The organism is Streptomyces sp. DSM 40868, from assembly GCF_011820545.1.
Taxonomy (GTDB): domain Bacteria; phylum Actinomycetota; class Actinomycetes; order Streptomycetales; family Streptomycetaceae; genus Streptomyces; species Streptomyces eurythermus.
This window is the reverse complement of the sequence record NZ_CP050504.1, coordinates 548,677-563,742: the sequence shown is the minus strand read 5'-3', so window position 1 is coordinate 563,742 and position 15,066 is coordinate 548,677. Positions and strand designations below refer to the sequence as shown.

The 15,066-nt window shown below is 71.7% G+C and carries 17 protein-coding genes; 8 read left to right on the top strand and 9 right to left on the bottom strand.

What is annotated here, in order from left to right; all coding sequences use genetic code 11:
* Window positions 1-5: 5 nt before the first annotated feature.
* Together HB370_RS02565 and cynR are read right to left on the bottom strand one after the other, a co-directional pair.
* Window positions 6-542, bottom strand: a complete 537-nt coding sequence (locus tag HB370_RS02565) for an EF-hand domain-containing protein (protein ID WP_030776543.1) — start codon at window positions 540-542, stop codon at window positions 6-8.
* A 293-nt stretch (window positions 543-835) separates the two neighbouring features.
* Window positions 836-1,726 carry a transcriptional regulator CynR gene (gene cynR, locus HB370_RS02560; protein WP_030776546.1) on the bottom strand — a complete coding sequence of 297 codons (891 nt, stop codon included), beginning with the start codon at window positions 1,724-1,726 and terminating at the stop codon, window positions 836-838.
* Window positions 1,727-1,874: 148 nt separating this feature from the next.
* On the opposite strand from cynR, the gene HB370_RS02555 reads away from it, so the two are divergent.
* From HB370_RS02555 to HB370_RS41325, 4 genes are all read left to right on the top strand, one after another.
* Window positions 1,875-2,468 (top strand): carbonic anhydrase, encoded by a 594-nt coding sequence (locus HB370_RS02555; RefSeq protein ID WP_030776549.1) that lies wholly within the window; start codon window positions 1,875-1,877, stop codon window positions 2,466-2,468.
* 53 nt (window positions 2,469-2,521) lie between these two features.
* Window positions 2,522-2,992 (top strand): cyanase, encoded by a 471-nt coding sequence (cynS, locus tag HB370_RS02550; RefSeq protein WP_030776551.1) that lies wholly within the window; start codon window positions 2,522-2,524, stop codon window positions 2,990-2,992.
* Between the two features lie 123 nt (window positions 2,993-3,115).
* Window positions 3,116-4,090, top strand: coding sequence for an L-threonylcarbamoyladenylate synthase (locus HB370_RS02545; protein ID WP_030776555.1), 975 nt, complete (start codon window positions 3,116-3,118; stop codon window positions 4,088-4,090).
* 38 nt (window positions 4,091-4,128) lie between these two features.
* On the top strand, window positions 4,129-4,284 hold the full coding sequence (locus HB370_RS41325) for a hypothetical protein (protein WP_208974368.1): 156 nt from the start codon (window positions 4,129-4,131) through the stop codon (window positions 4,282-4,284).
* A gap of 629 nt (window positions 4,285-4,913) precedes the next feature.
* Here HB370_RS41325 and HB370_RS02535 read toward each other — a convergent pair.
* From HB370_RS02535 to HB370_RS02520, 4 genes are read right to left on the bottom strand one after another with little or no spacing between them, the layout of a single operon-like run.
* Entirely contained in the window at window positions 4,914-5,204 is a 291-nt protein-coding gene (locus HB370_RS02535) for a lasso peptide biosynthesis PqqD family chaperone (RefSeq protein WP_030776557.1), read from the bottom strand.
* On the bottom strand, window positions 5,201-5,653 hold the full coding sequence (locus HB370_RS02530) for a lasso peptide biosynthesis B2 protein (RefSeq protein WP_342450955.1): 453 nt from the start codon (window positions 5,651-5,653) through the stop codon (window positions 5,201-5,203). The genes HB370_RS02535 and HB370_RS02530 overlap by 4 nt, the downstream gene beginning before the upstream one ends.
* 21 nt (window positions 5,654-5,674) lie before the next feature.
* Window positions 5,675-7,522 (bottom strand): asparagine synthase-related protein, encoded by a 1,848-nt coding sequence (locus tag HB370_RS02525; RefSeq protein ID WP_051815273.1) that lies wholly within the window; start codon window positions 7,520-7,522, stop codon window positions 5,675-5,677.
* A gap of 10 nt (window positions 7,523-7,532) precedes the next feature.
* On the bottom strand, window positions 7,533-7,658 hold the full coding sequence (locus HB370_RS02520; RefSeq protein WP_106980566.1) for a lasso RiPP family leader peptide-containing protein: 126 nt from the start codon (window positions 7,656-7,658) through the stop codon (window positions 7,533-7,535).
* Window positions 7,659-7,925: 267 nt separating this feature from the next.
* Between HB370_RS02520 and HB370_RS02515 the strand changes: the two genes are divergently transcribed.
* From HB370_RS02515 to HB370_RS02505, 3 genes are all read left to right on the top strand, one after another.
* Window positions 7,926-8,909 (top strand): tetratricopeptide repeat protein, encoded by a 984-nt coding sequence (locus HB370_RS02515; protein ID WP_030776564.1) that lies wholly within the window; start codon window positions 7,926-7,928, stop codon window positions 8,907-8,909.
* Between the two features lie 119 nt (window positions 8,910-9,028).
* The gene (locus HB370_RS02510) at window positions 9,029-10,435 is read left to right on the top strand and encodes an FG-GAP and VCBS repeat-containing protein (protein WP_030776566.1); all 1,407 of its coding nucleotides are present in this window, start codon (window positions 9,029-9,031) and stop codon (window positions 10,433-10,435) included.
* Between the two features lie 193 nt (window positions 10,436-10,628).
* Window positions 10,629-10,934 carry a hypothetical protein gene (locus HB370_RS02505; RefSeq protein ID WP_030776570.1) on the top strand — a complete coding sequence of 102 codons (306 nt, stop codon included), beginning with the start codon at window positions 10,629-10,631 and terminating at the stop codon, window positions 10,932-10,934.
* Between the two features lie 39 nt (window positions 10,935-10,973).
* Here the strand turns inward: HB370_RS02505 and HB370_RS02500 are convergent, their stop codons facing one another.
* Window positions 10,974-11,426, bottom strand: coding sequence for a hypothetical protein (locus HB370_RS02500; protein WP_030776573.1), 453 nt, complete (start codon window positions 11,424-11,426; stop codon window positions 10,974-10,976).
* A 330-nt stretch (window positions 11,427-11,756) separates the two neighbouring features.
* Here HB370_RS02500 and HB370_RS02495 point away from each other — a divergent pair, with 330 nt between their 5' ends.
* A complete protein-coding gene (locus HB370_RS02495) occupies window positions 11,757-12,641 on the top strand; it encodes a DUF5995 family protein (protein WP_157855534.1) in 885 nt (294 codons plus the stop codon).
* An 81-nt stretch (window positions 12,642-12,722) separates the two neighbouring features.
* Here HB370_RS02495 and HB370_RS02490 read toward each other — a convergent pair whose 3' ends face one another.
* The gene (locus HB370_RS02490) at window positions 12,723-13,229 is read right to left on the bottom strand and encodes an MSMEG_6728 family protein (RefSeq protein WP_030776577.1); all 507 of its coding nucleotides are present in this window, start codon (window positions 13,227-13,229) and stop codon (window positions 12,723-12,725) included.
* 122 nt (window positions 13,230-13,351) lie between these two features.
* A complete protein-coding gene (locus HB370_RS02485; protein WP_030776580.1) occupies window positions 13,352-14,983 on the bottom strand; it encodes an NAD(P)/FAD-dependent oxidoreductase in 1,632 nt (543 codons plus the stop codon).
* Window positions 14,984-15,066: the final 83 nt, after the last annotated feature.

The window sequence follows — 15,066 nt, the reverse complement described above, 5'->3', positions numbered from 1 at the left end:
GAGGTTCATCGGACGGTGCCCGCGGTGAGGTGGTCGCCGGGGATGCCGGACTTCTCCGGACGGTAGTAGTCCCTGATGCCGTCCGCCCAGGTGGTCACGGAGACGCGGTCGCCGTCGACGGGCTGGAAGGCGCCGAACAGGGCCTCGATGTTGGGGCGTTGGAATCCGATGGCCGTCATCAGGGCGGTGAAGTGCGCGCGTTCGACGAATCCGTCACCGTCCGGGTCGCCGATGGTGGCGAGGGCGTCCGCGAACTCGTCGACCGTGGCGTCGAACCGCTCCGGGTCGAGCACGACCGCGGTGAACTCCTCGGGGCTGACGCGCCCGTCACCGTCGGCGTCCAGCTCCCGGACGAGTGTCTGCCAGTAGCGGCGGAAGGCGTCGAGCAGCCTGCTCTTCGCGCTGTCGCCGGCCTCGGGCACCGCCGCGATGACCCGGGTGCCCATCAGCTCGAAGTCGTCCGCTTCGAGGACGCCGTTGCCGTCGGCGTCGAACAGGGAGAAGACGAGCTGGACGCGGTCGTTCGCCTCGGTGGTGGGCATGGTGTGTCCCCTTACGACGGAAGAGCGGTTCGACGGATGACCGAAGGGCTGTCGGGAGCGTTGAGGAGCCGCCCGGCGGACGCCGGCGGATCCCGGCCCTGCGGCCCGACCACTATCGGCACGCCCCTGTCGCCCCGGCGCGGAAAACCGGGCGCGTGCACACGAAAGAAGGGAATCCGTCGGCCGGCGCATAAAACGCCACGGTCCTGGAAAGCCCCCCGGCCGCCGTCTGTGACCAGGCCCGGTGACCCCGGCCCGGCACCCGCCGGGATCACCCCCGTCGGCCATGGACCTCACCCACGCGTGCGGACGAGGTCGTGGGTGAGGTCGGTGAAGGCGCGCGCGGCGGCGCTCTGGTAGGCGTCGGTACGGGTGAGGAGCGCGACGGTGCGCACCGGCAGGGGCGGGTCGAGGGGGATGAGGGTGAGGTGGGGGTGGTCGTGGGCGATGGCGTCGGGCAGGACGGTGGCCAGCGTGGTGCGCTGGACGATCGCGGTCAGGGCCTGGATGGAATTGGCCTCCACCGCCGTGCGGGGGCTGATGCCGTGCCGGACGAAGTAGTCGTCGATGTGGGTACGGGTGGCGAAGTCGCCGGTGAGCAGGGCCAGTTGCATCCGGGCCAGGTTCTCCACGGGCAGTGCGCGGTGATCGTCGGCGCCGTGACGGGCGCTGGTGACCAAGGTGAGGGCCTCGGTGAACAGTTCGGTGGCGGTGATGCCGGGCAGGTGGGTTCCGGTGAAGGCGATGCCGAGGTCGATCTCGTCGGCGAGCAGACCGGCCTCGATGCGGTCCTGGGTCATCTCCCGCAGGGTCAGGGTGACGCCGGGGTGGCGGCTGTGGAGCTCGGCGGCGAGCGGGCCGGTGAGGTACGCGGTGAAGGTGGGGGTGACGGCGAGGCGCAGATGGCCGCGGGTCAGGTCCCGCACGTCGTGGACGGCCCGCTCGGCCGCGGCGAGGTCGCGCAGGGCACGGCGGGCGTGGTGGGCGTACGCCTCGCCGGCGTCCGTCAGGCGCACGCTACGGCCGGTGCGGTCCAGCAGCTGCGCCCCCAGCAACCGTTCGAGCTGCTTGATCTGCTGGGAGAGCGTGGGCTGGGAGATGTGCAGCTCTTCGGCGGCGCGGGTGAAGGTGCCGTTCTCCGCCACGGCGAGCAGATAGCGCAGATGACGCAGTTCCAAGGCCATGAACGTGACTATAGGTGACAGCTATAGGGGCTAGGCCCAGCAAGTCTTGGACGCTATAGCAGCCGGTCGTGCAGGGTGGGATGCGCCGGCCCGGTAGGGGCGGCGATCCCGTTCAAGGGAGTGATCCGATGTGAAGGGAAGTGACCCCGTGCATGATCTAGCCGAGGGTGTCGCGCGGTTCCAGCGGGACGTCTTCCCGGCCAAGGAGGGCCTCTTCGCCCGCTTGGCCGGCCGGCACAGCCCGCACACCCTGTTCATCAGCTGCTCGGACGCCCGTGTCGTCCCGGAGCTGATCACCGGCAGTGAGCCGGGCGAGCTGTTCGTCGTCCGCACCGCCGGCAACCTCGTGCCCGCCCACGGCCCCTGCCCGGACGGGGTAGCGGCGAGCGTCGAGTACGCCGTGGCGGTCCTGGGCGTCCGGGACGTCGTGGTGTGCGGCCATTCGGCGTGCGGCGCGATGACCGCCCTCGCCCGGCGCCACGACCTGTCCGGCACCCAGGCGATCGCCGGCTGGCTGCGGCATGCCGACGCCTCCCAGGCCCGTGCCGCACGGGCCGGCGACGTCGACGCGCTGGTACGGCACAACGTGCTCGCGCAACTGGCCAACCTGGCCACCCACCCCTCGGTCGCCCGCGCCCTGGCGGAGCGGACGCTCACCCCGCACGGCTGGGTCTACGACATCCCCACCGGCCGCGTCGACGTCCTCACCCCCACCGGTCACCCGACCGCCCTGGCGTCCTGACCTCCCCTTTCTCGCGGATTCCCCGCGACAATCCCGTAAGGAACGTGATTCTCATGGTGCACGCCCAGTTCGACCCCGCCGCCCGTCAGGCCCTCGCCGTGAAGGCGGTCGAGGCCAAGACGCGCAAGAACCTGTCCTGGGAACGGATCGCCGAGGCCTCCGGTCTGTCGGTGGCCTTCACCACCGCCGCCGTGCTCGGCCAGCACGCCCTGCCGGAAGAACCGGCCGAGGCCGTCGCCGAGCTGCTGGACCTGGATGAGGAGGCGGTGATGCTCCTGCAGACCATCCCCACCCGCGGCTCCATCCCCGGCGGCATCCCCTCCGACCCGACGATCTACCGCTTCCACGAAATGCTCCAGGTCTACGGCACCACCCTGAAGGCACTCGTCCACGAGCAGTTCGGTGACGGCATCATCTCCGCGATCAACTTCAAGCTCGACGTGAAGAAGGTCGCCGACCCCGAGGGCGGCGAGCGCGCGGTCATCACCCTGGACGGCAAGTACCTGCCGACCAAGCCCTTCTGATCACTCGCTCCGCACCGGGACCGCCCCGGCGGAGCCACGGCACCGCGTGACCCGGACATGTCGAGACAGGGGTCACGCGGTGCCGTCGGCCGGGCCCGGCGGAGCGGTGAGAGAATTGCCGGCGTGAAGGCAACAACCAGTGACATCGAGAAGGCGGCCGAGGTGCTGCGCGCCGGGGGCCTGGTGGCCCTCCCGACGGAGACCGTCTACGGTCTGGGCGCCAACGCCGAAGACCCCGCCGCCGTCTCGCGCATCTTCCAGGTCAAGGGGCGCCCGCCCACCCACCCGCTGATCGTCCACATCGGTGGCGCGGAGCATCTGGACGAGTGGGTCGAAGAGGTGCCCGCGACGGCGCGCCTGCTGGCCGAGCACTTCTGGCCGGGGCCCCTGACCCTGGTCCTGCGGCGCGGCCGGCGGGTGCCTCTGGAAGCGACCGGCGGCCTGGAGACGGTGGCCGTGCGCGTGCCCGACCACCCCGTGGCACTCGCGCTGCTGGCGGCCTTCGGCGGCGGTGTCACGGCGCCGTCCGCCAACCGCTTCGGCTCGGTCAGCCCCACCACGGCGCACCACGTCCGCGCGGAGCTCGGCGAGGGCGTCGACTTCGTGCTCGACGGCGGCCCCTGCGAGGTCGGCGTCGAGTCGACCATCGTCGACGCCACGGGCGAGGTCCCGAGCATCCTCAGGCCCGGCGGGGTGACCCGCGAGGACCTCGAAGCGGTGCTGGGGCGCCCGGTCGCCGTCCCCGCCACGAGCCATGTGCGGGTGCCCGGCCAGCACCCGTCGCACTACGCGCCGCGTGCGCGGGTCGTCCTCGTCGAGCCGGAGAAGGTCGTCGCCGAGGCGGAGCAAGCCCAGGAGCTGGGACATCGGGTGGGTGTCCTGCTTCCCGCCGCGCTCGCCGGCGCCTCGGTGAAGACGCACGTCGTGGAGACCGTCCCCGATTCGATGGCCGACTACGCGCGCGGGCTGTACGGGCTCCTGCGCGAGCTCGACCAGCGGGGGTGCGACCTCATCGTGGCGTCCCTGCCGGCGGAGGAGGGACTGGGACTCGCGGTCGCCAACCGGCTCCGCCGCGCCGCGGGACCCCGGCCTTCCTGACCGTTCCGAAACTGGGTGCCGGACGCTTCCCGAGGCGGGTGGTCGGAGCCGGCCGGCCGGACGGCGCCCTGCTCGCGCAGGTGCCGCAGCAGCAGCTCCGCCACCAGCCGGCCGCGCAGATCGACGTACGGGGTGTCCTCCTCGGGGGACACCGGCCGGCCGAGCGCCACGTACGGCAGCCCGCGCTCACGTAGCCGGGCCGCCGCGTCCTCGACGTCCGGCTCGACCACGATGGCCCCGTCGATGCCGACGGAAGTACAGCGCCGAGCCCGATTGCACGGGCGGTACGAGCACGAGCGCGTAGTCGTGCAGCAGGGCGCGCTCCGCGGCGGCCGCCACGACCTCCATGCAGAATCCGAGCCGGGACGGCCCGCCCGCCACCGCGAACGGCATCGAGGAGGCGAGTGCGATCACCTTCGCCTGCCCGCGCCGCAGCCGCTGTGCCCGGAGATCGGGCCGGTAACCGAGATCGGCCGCGACCTGCCGGATGCGCTCCCTCGTCCGGGGTCGACCTTGCCGAGCCCATTGAGCGCATGGGACACGGTGGTATCCGCCCGTCTTCCCCGGCCCTGCCTTCTGGTCCACCATTCCCCGGGCCGGGCCCACTCGCCAACGGGCGGTCCCCGGTGGGCCGCCGAGTGACAGGTCCCCGGTGGCATGATGCCCCGATGATCTCTTCGACACCTGCCGTGGTGCCCGCGGGCCGGATGAGCCGGAGCGGACAACTCGTGTTCCGGCTCGCAGGGGATGTGAAGCTGCGTCCCTGGCGGCAAGACGATTTGAATGAGGTGGGCCGGCCTTGGGGGTTCGGGCCGGGTCGCTGTTATCCGGTGGGCCGGTCGGTGTCGGGGGTGGAGTCCAGGAGGCCGGCGGAGCGGAGTTGTTCGAGGAAGGTGTGGACGTCGGATTCCGCCTGTTCGCGTCCGATGCAGTAACGGGACACCAGATGCTCCGCGGTCGTGCGTGGGTCCGCCCCCCGGGCGAGGTGCTCCAGGATCGCCGCCGCGGTGGTGTTCAGCTGCCAGTACCGTCCGCGGCGCTCGTCCAGCAGGACCAGCCCGTCGTCGGTCGCGACGGTCGTCACGTGCGGCTGCAGTCGTGCTCTGCGTGTCATGAAGGGCTCTCCTCGGCCGAGGAGTTGCTTTCGACCGTGATCAGTGGCCGCCAGAGAGCGGTGTCGGTGCTTTCCCCGACCGCGGTCCCCTCCGCCTCCACCCAGGCGTGCGCGCGGAAAGGCATCGTACGGACCCCGACCCGCCACGTCGGCCACGCGCCCCGCACACGGCACAGCAGGGCGATGGCCACGGACCGCTGGAGACAGCCGTCACCTGCGCACATGACGCTCACCCTGAGCACCGCCGCTCGCGCCGCCTCCGCCTCGTCGTAGGTCGCCGGTCTCGCTCCCCTGGCCAGGCGGGTCAGCACGCGCCGCACGTCATGGGGTGGCCGGCGCGTCAGGAGGCGTGCCGCGCCGACGGCCAGTACCGCGCACAGATGCCGCCCCGGAGTCAGGGGCGGCTGATCGCCGGGCCGCGCCAGGGCCGCACCTCTCGCTTTCCTCACCTTGTTCCTCCGGTAGGTGTGTCACGGGCCGGGCCCGCCGGTCACGGTGCCGCCGACGATGCTGCGAGGCGTGGGGGACACACGGCCACGCAGCCAGGATTCGCAGTTCAGCGTCAGGATGAGGGCAGCCGGCAGGGGACCTGGCCGCTGCGGGGCCAGGCACGCCTGTCGCAGTTCCCCGGCGTCGATCAGTCCCATCCGGGCCAGCCGCGAGTCCTCGCACAGCGCCGCGAGCCTGCGTCGCTGACCGCGCAGGCCGGTGTGGACGTCCTCGGCCATGTCGTTCTTCGTGGAACGCTGGAGCATTCCGTGGGGCACGGTCCGGGCCAGGGCCTCCCGCAGGAGCGGTTTGAACTCCCAGGGACTGGAACGTTCCTCGGGGCGGGTCGCCAGGCAGATCTCCACCACGCGGTCGTCGAGGTAGGGCGTGGCGGTGTGCACTCCTGCCTCGGCCGTCAGCTGGTCGACCAGCCGGGCGATCCGGCCGGACGTCCTGATGTTCTCCAGGGCCAGGTGCTGGGTACGGGTCTCGGCCAACGGCCGGGCCTGGCGGGCCGCGTCGGTCAGGGCGTCCGAGACCGCCTGTGCGGCCCGCGCGGTGATCCACGGGGGAAGCCGCAGGGCCTGGTGCCAGAGCGGCGGGGGAACGCGCCACTGGCCGGGCATCGGCGAACGCAGGTGCCGGGCGCTGTGCGCCAGCCATGCCCCGTACGAGCGGCGGTCGCCGACCAGCTGCCAGGTCTGCCGCACCGACCACCGCCGCAATCCCCTCTGTCCGTACAGGTGGTTGAGGGCCGACAAGGGGTGTTGCCGGATCAGCGTGTGCACGTACGACGGCGGCGCTGTCAGGACCTCGTCACCGCCGTGGCCCGTCAGGTGCAGCCGGGAGCCCGCCGACCGGGCGAGGCGCGCCATTTCCAGGAAGCGCGCGCTTTGCAGGCCCTGGAACGGCTCGTCGTGGCGGGGGCGGGTGTCGAAGAGCCCTTCCAGGGCATGGGGCAGTCCGTCCACGCCGATCAGCCTGTGGTCGGCTCCCGGCATGTGACCGGCGGCCCGCACCGCCGCTGCCGTGTCGTCGTCCTCACTGGTGAGACCGGTGAGGGTGAGGGCGACGAGCCGGGGCGCCCGCTGCCACGCCAGATAGGCGACCGGGGTGGAGTCGAGCCCGCCGGACAGGTCGCAACTGACGACCGCGCCGCCCGTCTCGACTCGGGCGTGCACGGCGGTGGACAGAGCCTCACGCAGCAGGACTGCGGCCTGGGACCGCGTCAACTCGGGGTCGGGCGGACTCCATCGCCGCCCGGTGCGTGCCCTGCCGTCCGGGGTCAGTTCGAGGAAGTGGTCCCCGGGCAGCGACCGGACACCCTGCCACACGGTCGTCTCCGACAGCGGGTGCGGCACGCCGGGGAGGAGCAGCCGCAGGGCCAGTGCGGTCTCGTCCAGCGCGGTGGCGCCGGCGGCCAGGAGGTCCGCGCGATTCGCCGCCCGCGCCTCCGTGTCGTAGAAGAGCCGTCGGGTGTGGGCCAACGTGCCCCAGGCGCGGACCGTTCCGCCGGACGAGACGACGACATGATGGCTGCCGGGGAGCCCCGAGGCGGCCCTCTGCATGTCCGCCGGCGTCCGTGAGCCGGCCAGGCGGCTCTCCAGCAGGCGCCGGTCCACCGGGCAGAAACCCAGCACCGCGACGGTTCCCGCAGGGGTACGGCTCACCAGGAGCCGGTCGCCGTGGAGCGCGCCGATGATCAGCGGCCGTCCCGACGGATGAGTGGCCAGGACCCCGGTGCCCGGGACGGTGGGGGAGAGGACGCCGTCGCAATCGGGAAGGATGACGAACTCGCCCTCACCGCCCGGCTCGTGCGTGTCCGGCACGGCCAGGGCCTCAGTCCCACAGCCAGATGCTGTCCCAGGTCCGGGAACCGATGCCGTTCGTCAGCTCGGCGAACTCCCCGAGTTCGACCATCATCGGGGACTCGTACTCCTCACCCGTCACTTCCTGGTTGTCCATTTCGTTCCTCCTTCCAGCGGCCCACGGAAAGCCGCTACGGGGGCCTGGTGCGGCCTGGTGCCATGAAGGGCAAGGACAATCCTTCCGTATGAACAAGCGGAACCGGACCGGAATTTGACTACCTTTCGTGTCCAGTCCGCTTCTTTCTGTATATAGGTCAGAAGTGCGACATCTGAAGTGTTCGGGCGTGACCGATGCCCGAGCGCATCGGTCCGGCGAGCCATGGGGGACGGCCGGCAGCGTCCGGACCGGGGATATCCTGGGAAGATGTCGAATCAGGCCGTAGCGGCCGGAGTAGGTCTCGCCCGGGTGATGGCGCACTGCGGGGGCAGTCCGTCGGCAGCCGTGCACTATCTGGCGGGTGCCATGGCCTCCGCACCTGGGAACCCCGAACCGTACGCGGCCCTTGCCGAGTTGTGGAGGGTCAAGCCGTCGGAACTGGCCGAGGTCGTCCAGGGGGCCGACTCCTTGAGGACCGTACTGGCGCAGTCGTACGTCAACTTCCTTCGGGGCGACATGGACGGCGCGGCGCTGGCGATGGGATCGGTCACGGGTGTGCGACCCGACATCGCCTGGGCCGACGCCCCCTGGTTCGGCGACGAACGATTCCTCGGTGCGGTGAGTGCCGACGCGCTGGCCGAGGCCGCGATGCGGACGATGGACTACGGCCACGATCTCGACACCGAAACCATGCGGGAACGATTTCGGCCCTGGTTCCAAGCCGTCGACGTGGTGTCTGCCCGCGAGCCGTTGCCGGAGGCGTTGGCCAAGATGGCGATCCTGCTGCGGGCGTGCGGTCTCACCGATGCCTCGTTCGCCCTGTGCGACCAGGCGGACTCCGTCGAACGGATCATGCTGACGGAAGTCGTGCGAGCGGGCACGTGGCGCAAGGTGGGTGATTACCAGCAGACCGTGGCGGCGTTCGAGCGGGCTCTCGCCCTGGAACCGGCCAACTGGTCGCTCTGTCTCGACCTGGCCGATGTGCATGCGGAGCAGGGCGACTTCACCTCCGCGGTCCGGCTGGTCGATCAGGGCCTGCGGCACGAGCCGGCCGAGCTCTCCCTGCGCGCGGCCGGGGCCGCCTACCGTGCACGGCTGACCGGCTCGGTCGCCGATCTGAGCGAACTCATCGAACTGGCCCGGGAAATGCCGAACGACTCGTACCGGAACCTGCTGATCGATCACGCGTGTGCCGGTCCCGCGCTGCCTGCCGAACTCGTGGCCGAGGCCCGGCACATCAGGAACGGATGAGGCTGAGCTGGATGGACCGCGCCGGCCGGGGGGCCGTTGCGGGCCGCTGCGCGCGTGCCCCCTACGATGCCCTGACTGCGGCGCACGCCAGGTGCGCCGCGTGGGAGGGGATCCGGTTCATGGTGAACAGATATCACTGGCGCGGCGGTTGGAGATCGGGGGCGCTCCTGATCGCCGCCGTCGTGGGCGCTCCGCTGCTGTCGGCCACGCCCGCTGCGGCCGCGCACGGGGCGGTGCCCGGCGATTTCAACGGCGATGGTTACCGCGACGCCGTGCTGCCCGCGCCCGGGGCGAACGTCGCCGGTAAGGCGGGAGCCGGCGCCGTCGTCGTGCTCTACGGCTCGAAGTCGGGGCTGTCGACGTCCCGGCGGGCGACCATCACACAGAACACCGCGGGGGTGCCGGGCGCGGCGGAGACGGACGACGGGTTCGGTGCCGCCACCGCGACGGCCGACCTGAACCGGGACGGCTACGCGGACCTGGTGGTCTCCACCCCCTACGAGGACACCCCGAGGGGTAGGGACGCCGGCATGGTGACGGTCCTGTGGGGCGGCAAGAAGGGGCTGACCTCCGGCACCGACCTGCCGGCGACCACCGCGGGCAGCTACTACGGCCTCGACGTGGCCGCGCTGAGCACCGGCCCGGGCGAGAAGACAGAGGTGCTCGTCGCCGGGTACGAGGGGGCGATGAGCTTCACAGGGCCGTTCAGCAGCAAGGGAACCTACGGCCGAGCCGTGGAGAACCGGGAGACGGCCAGCGTCGGAAGCGTCGCGCTGGGTGATTTCGACCGAGGGGGCTCCCCGAACGAGGTGGTCGTCACCGTCCGGCTGAGCGAACTGAGCGGCGGGTCGGTGTACATCGACCCCGTCGTCGGGGGTGAGCAGCAGAAGGGCAACGGCCTGATCGCGGCCACCGGGGACGTCAACGGCGACGGATACGCCGATCTCGTCGTCGGTGACCCGGACGAGCCGGACAAGGCGGGAGCCGACGGCGCGCTCGGCGGCCGGGTGCTGCTGTGGTACGGCTCGGCGCACGGCATCGCGCGGGACGCGAAACCCGTGCAACTGACCCAGGACACTCCCGGTGTCCCCGGCGCGAGCGAGAAGGGGGACAACTTCGGCGGCGCCCTCACGGTGGCCGATCTGAACCGGGACGGACTGGCGGAGATCGTGGTCGGCGCCCCGCTGGAGGACACGGGCAGGCGAAACGCCGGGCAGGTGACGGTCATCCCCGGCCGCCGTACCGGGGCCCTGGGCGGTGGCGCCTACGCCTTCAACCAGAACACCGCGGACATCCCTGACGCCGATGAGTCCGAGGACGCGTTCGGCAGCACCGTGGCCGTCGGTGACATCAACAAGGACGGCAAGCCCGAACTCTTCGTCAGCGCGGCCGAGGAGAACTTCTCCACCGGCGCGGTCTGGGTCCTCCCCGGCGGCACCGGCGGCCCCACCGCCAAGGGCAGCCGCATGATCACCGCCGCGTCCGTCGGCTTCCCGCAGAAGGAGAAGACTCGCCTCGGCGGTTAGGGCTCCTCGGAGTGATCCGACCGGGCGCCTGAGCAGCGTCGTCCCAAGGGCGGTGCGCCCAACCCGGTGTCGGATGTCGCGAAGCGCTTGCCGACGACGTCGACGGCTGCTGCACTGAAGGAACCAACCGGCCGTACCGCCCATACGGGAGGCTCGTGTTGGAGCGCATCGCGACACCCGACCAGGAGACGACATGAAGCGCTTGACCTCCATGCTGTCCGCGGCAGCTCTCACCGGGACGGCCCTGATCGGCTTTTCCATCGCGTCCGCGGCCCCGGTCGGCGCGGCGGTGCGGAACGTCCAGAGCGTCCAAGGCTGCTACGACTATCTGCTCCATCACAACTACGAGCTGCGGGACGCCCGCAAGAAGGCGTGCTACGAGGGCGCCAAGGGCGGGGCCACCCCCATCGCCAACTGTGTGCGGATGATGCGGGAGGCAGGCGTGACGGATCCCGGGGTCGCCCCGGGGGCGTGCGACGCGGCAGCGGCCCGCGCCTGACCTCGGGGGAAATCGGTCGCCTGAGCCCGGCCCCCGGCTCTACGAAGGTGGGTCGCAGGACATCCGGTACGGCAGGCGCGGGAAGTAGTCCTTCCAGGCGGACTCGGGGACACTCTGCGGATCAGCCTCGCACAGGGTGTCGTAGAGCCGATCCGTGTCGAGGTCGAGCAGGAAGGTCAGCGTGTCCTGTTCCTCCTCGGCGTCCTGCCCGGTCCGGGGCCGCTGGTCCTTGGCGACCGTGACGGCCATCCGCCCGTGGGCCACGCTGACGTCGACCACCCCCGCCAGCAAGGCGAGCTCCTGTGTCCGCTCGTGACCGATGCTCTGGACGGACCGGACACCGGAAGCACCCCGCACCACCACGTACCGCCCGTCCGGGGAGGGATGGAGGGTCGAGTCCGTGGTGACGAGGTCCACCGTGCGCTGCACACGTGGGTCGGAAGGGTCGCCGACGTCCCAGTACGTGAGGGTGCCGCCGGCGCCCCGGGTCACCAGTTCGCCCTCGGTTGTCGCGAAGAAGCCTTCCGGGGCTTCCAGCAGTCATGCGTACAGGTCGTCCGTGGCGCCCGTGTGATCGCCCGTCTCCGAGCCCACGGCAAGTGTGACGCGCATCCTGCCCCTCCCCTGACTCCGCGACACCCCGACCCCGTGCCGCACGGCCGTCCCGTACTCTCTCTACGCCTTTCCCCGCCGCATGGTTCCCGTACGCGCGGGGCCGGATCTCGGCTCCCCTCCATCGTTGCCGGCCGTAACCTCGCGTCCCTCGGTCTCGTTCCAGCAGGCGACACATCCACCGTCCAGCAGTACGGGGAGGGACGAGCCATGGGCCGTCGGCCGCGCGGAGCCCGTAGGTGGACGGCCGTCGCCATGGCGGCCGTCATCGCCCTGAGCGGCGGCACCGCCTCCGCCGCCACGCCGGCCCCGGTCACGGCCGGGCCCCTGATGTGCCAGGGTCCGGTCATCCGGTGCGTGCAGGACGCGCGCCGCACCCTGGAGGGGATCCGGGACCGGCTGGGCTGTGACCACCGTGCCCCCTTCCCCGCCATCTACGTCCACCTCGAACGCTCGCTGGAGACGGTGGTCGCCCACGGCGAACCGTTCGACGAGCCGTCCTGGCTCGCCGGCAGCCTCAACACCGGCTTCGTCAACCTGTACCTGGACGCCTACGAGGCCGACCGTGCGGGACGCCCCGTCCCGGCCGCCTGGCACGCGGCGTTCGCGGCGGCGCGCACCGCCGACGTCAACGCCGGGCAGGACGTGCTCCTGGGAGCCAACGCGCACATCCAGCGCGACATGCCGTACGTCCTCGCCGCCCTCGGGCTCACCCGTCCCGGAGGGGGCACGCGCAAGCCCGACTACGACCGCTTCCAGGCGGTCCTGGACCGTGCCTACGGCCCCGCCGTCCAGGACGTCGCCGACCGCTACGACCTGATCGTCGCCCTCGCCGACGACCGGTGGAACCCCATCGCCGGCCTCACCGGCCGGGAGCTGTTCCGGTCCTGGCGCGCCCAGGCGTGGGAGCACGCCCGGCAACTCGTCGACGCCCCCGACCAGGCCGCCCGTGACCGCGTCGCCCGCAGGATCGAGACGAACGCGGCGCAATGGGCGCGACTGCTGAGCGCTGTCCGCCTCCCCGGCTACCGGACGGTCCGCGACGACTACTGCCGGACACACACCGGTCGCGGGCTCGCGCCGACCCGCCCGTAGAAGACCGGGGTCCCGCGACGCCGCCCCGCTCTCGCGGGCCCGCCGGACGTCCTGGTCGGAACCGCCCACTGCGGCAAGCCATTACGGCGCCGACGGGCCCGGCGGGGTGCCGGCCGTCCCGTCGGCCCCGCGGTCCGAGGACGGCCATACGTAAGGCAGGTCGTCGGGGACGCCGGGGAACAGGTCCGCGTAGGTCTCCGGGTCCTTGCGGACGAGCGCGGACTGGTGGCTGCGGTGGAAGGCGGCGTCGCCGAGCCATGGCGGCAGTTCCCCCGCGCGGGCGAGCGCGGCCTGGTCGCGCACGTGAGCGCCGGGGTGGGCGCCGGCGTAGTCGGCGACCAGTGACGCGGCGCAGCTGTCCTGGTGCCCCTGTTCCCGCCACACCCGGCAGATCTCCAGCCCGTAGCGGACCAGGGCCTCCTCGTAGCCGCTCCACATCCGCACGGCCGGGTGCCTGCGCCAGCCGTAGCCGGGCACGGTCAGCCCGCGCAGGACCTGGAGCGCCTCGACCCGCTGCTTGCCCAGGCGACGGCGGTCCAGGAGCAGGGCGGAGCGCCGGAAGTCGGAGTCGGGCAGGAACGTCTGCATGGTGCTCCCTGGATGCCGTGGCCGGTGCCGTGCACCCGTCTTCCTTCCCGCTCCGCCGCACCTGACGGATACGCCGTCCGCCGAACGGGTCAGGCGCGCTCCCGCCCCGACGGCCGTTGCCCTCAGGGGCGGGAGGAGAGGACGAAGCCCGTGTAGCCGTCGCGGGCGACGGCGTCGCACTCCTCCCGGTACCGGTCCAGCCCGCCCGCGTAGGCGAGGAACACCCGGGGTTTGCCCGGGACGTTAGCTCCCGTGTACCAGGAGTCCACCGCCGGGTAGAGCGTACGGTCGGCGACCTCGGCCACGTGTGCGCCCCAGTCCGCCTCCGCGCCCGGGAGGGCGTCGATCTCCGTGACGCCGTTGCGCCGCAGGTGGGCGATGCAGTCGGTGATCCAGTCGACCTGCTGTTCCAGGGACACCGCGATGTTGGTGAGCACGGACGGGCTGAGCGGCCCCAGTACGGTGAAGAGGTTGGGGAAGCCGGCCGAGACGAGCCCCAGATGGCTCCGGGGACCCTCCGCCCACCTGTCCCGGAGGGTCACGCCGCCCTTGCCCACGATGTCGATGGCGAGCTGGGAGCCGGTCAGGGCGTCGAAGCCGGTGGCGAAGACGATCATGTCCAGGGCGTGCTCCCCGTCCGAGGTCCGGATGCCCCGGGGCGTGATCGTCTCGATCGGGGTCGTGCGCAGGTCGACCAGCGTCACGTGCGGCCGGTTGTAGGTGGCGTAGTAACCGGTGCCCAGACAGGGGCGCTTGGTCGCGAACGGGTACGTGCGCGGGGAGAGCAGTTCGGCCGTCTTTGGGTCGGTGACGATCGACCGGATCTTGGCACGGACGAACTCCGCCACGGTCTCGTTGGCCTTCTCGTCGGTCAGGATGTCGGTGTAGGTGCGCAGCAGTCCGTTCAGGAAGCCCGCGTCCCAGGCGGCCTCGTAGGCGGCCGTGCGCTCGCTCTCGTCCGCCTCCAGGGCCGACCGGGTCGGCGGCTCGAAGACGGTTCCGCCCCGGGACAGCCGCTGGGCGCGCCGGAACTCGGGGTAGCGGGCCTTGAACCGTGCGGTCTCCGCGGACGGCAGCGGGCGGTTGTGCGCCGGCAGCACGTAGGCCGGGGTGCGCTGGAAGACGGTGAGGGAAGCCGCCTCGTCGGCGATGACGGGGATGGCCTGGACGCCCGAGCACCCGGTACCGATCACGGCGACCCGCTTGCCGGCGAAGGAGACGTCCTCGCGCGGCCACCGGGCGGTGTGGTGGACGGCGCCCGTGAAGCTGTCGGCGCCGGGTATCCCGGGATCCTTGGGGACCGACATGCAGCCCGTGGCCAGGATGACGAACCGCGTGGTGACGGTCCGTCCGGTGTCCGTGGAGAGCTGCCAGAGGTGACTGTCCTGGTCGTACACGGCGCGGGTGACCCGGGTGCGCAGGACGACGTCCCCGCGCAGGCCGAAGCGGTCGGCGACGTGGTGGATGTAGCGCAGGATCTCCGGCTGGGAGGCGTAACGCTCGCTCCACTCCCACTCCTGGTCCAGTTCCGGGGAGAAGGAATAGGAGTAGGACATGCTCTCGATGTCGCAGCGGGCTCCGGGGTACCGGTTCCAGTACCAGGTGCCGCCGATGTCGTCACCGGCTTCCAGGACCACCGTCGACAGGCCGAGCCGCCGCAGCCGGTGGAGCTGGTAGAGGCCGGAAAGCCCGGCGCCTACGACGACGGCGTCGACCGGGTGCGCTGCGACCGGCGGGCCGGGCGTGCTGACCATCGGGTCTCCTGTTCTTCCGGACCGCCTCGCGGATCACCTTGTCGTACGACACCGGGTCCACGAGCGGCCGCGCTGCCTTTACC

Excerpts from the sequence above, each read along its gene's own strand:
- HB370_RS02565 (WP_030776543.1), bottom strand. The coding sequence starts at position 542 with ATGCCCACCACCGAGGCGAACGACCGCGTCCAGCTCGTCTTCTCCCTG.
- cynR (WP_030776546.1), bottom strand. The coding sequence starts at position 1,726 with ATGGCCTTGGAACTGCGTCATCTGCGCTATCTGCTCGCCGTGGCGGAG.
- cynS (WP_030776551.1), top strand. The coding sequence starts at position 2,522 with ATGGTGCACGCCCAGTTCGACCCCGCCGCCCGTCAGGCCCTCGCCGTG.
- HB370_RS02535 (WP_030776557.1), bottom strand. The coding sequence starts at position 5,204 with ATGACACGCAGAGCACGACTGCAGCCGCACGTGACGACCGTCGCGACC.
- HB370_RS02520 (WP_106980566.1), bottom strand. The coding sequence starts at position 7,658 with ATGGACAACCAGGAAGTGACGGGTGAGGAGTACGAGTCCCCGATGATG.
- HB370_RS02515 (WP_030776564.1), top strand. The coding sequence starts at position 7,926 with ATGTCGAATCAGGCCGTAGCGGCCGGAGTAGGTCTCGCCCGGGTGATG.
- HB370_RS02510 (WP_030776566.1), top strand. The coding sequence starts at position 9,029 with ATGGTGAACAGATATCACTGGCGCGGCGGTTGGAGATCGGGGGCGCTC.
- HB370_RS02505 (WP_030776570.1), top strand. The coding sequence starts at position 10,629 with ATGAAGCGCTTGACCTCCATGCTGTCCGCGGCAGCTCTCACCGGGACG.
- HB370_RS02495 (WP_157855534.1), top strand. The coding sequence starts at position 11,757 with ATGGGCCGTCGGCCGCGCGGAGCCCGTAGGTGGACGGCCGTCGCCATG.
- HB370_RS02490 (WP_030776577.1), bottom strand. The coding sequence starts at position 13,229 with ATGCAGACGTTCCTGCCCGACTCCGACTTCCGGCGCTCCGCCCTGCTC.
- HB370_RS02485 (WP_030776580.1), bottom strand. The coding sequence starts at position 14,983 with ATGGTCAGCACGCCCGGCCCGCCGGTCGCAGCGCACCCGGTCGACGCC.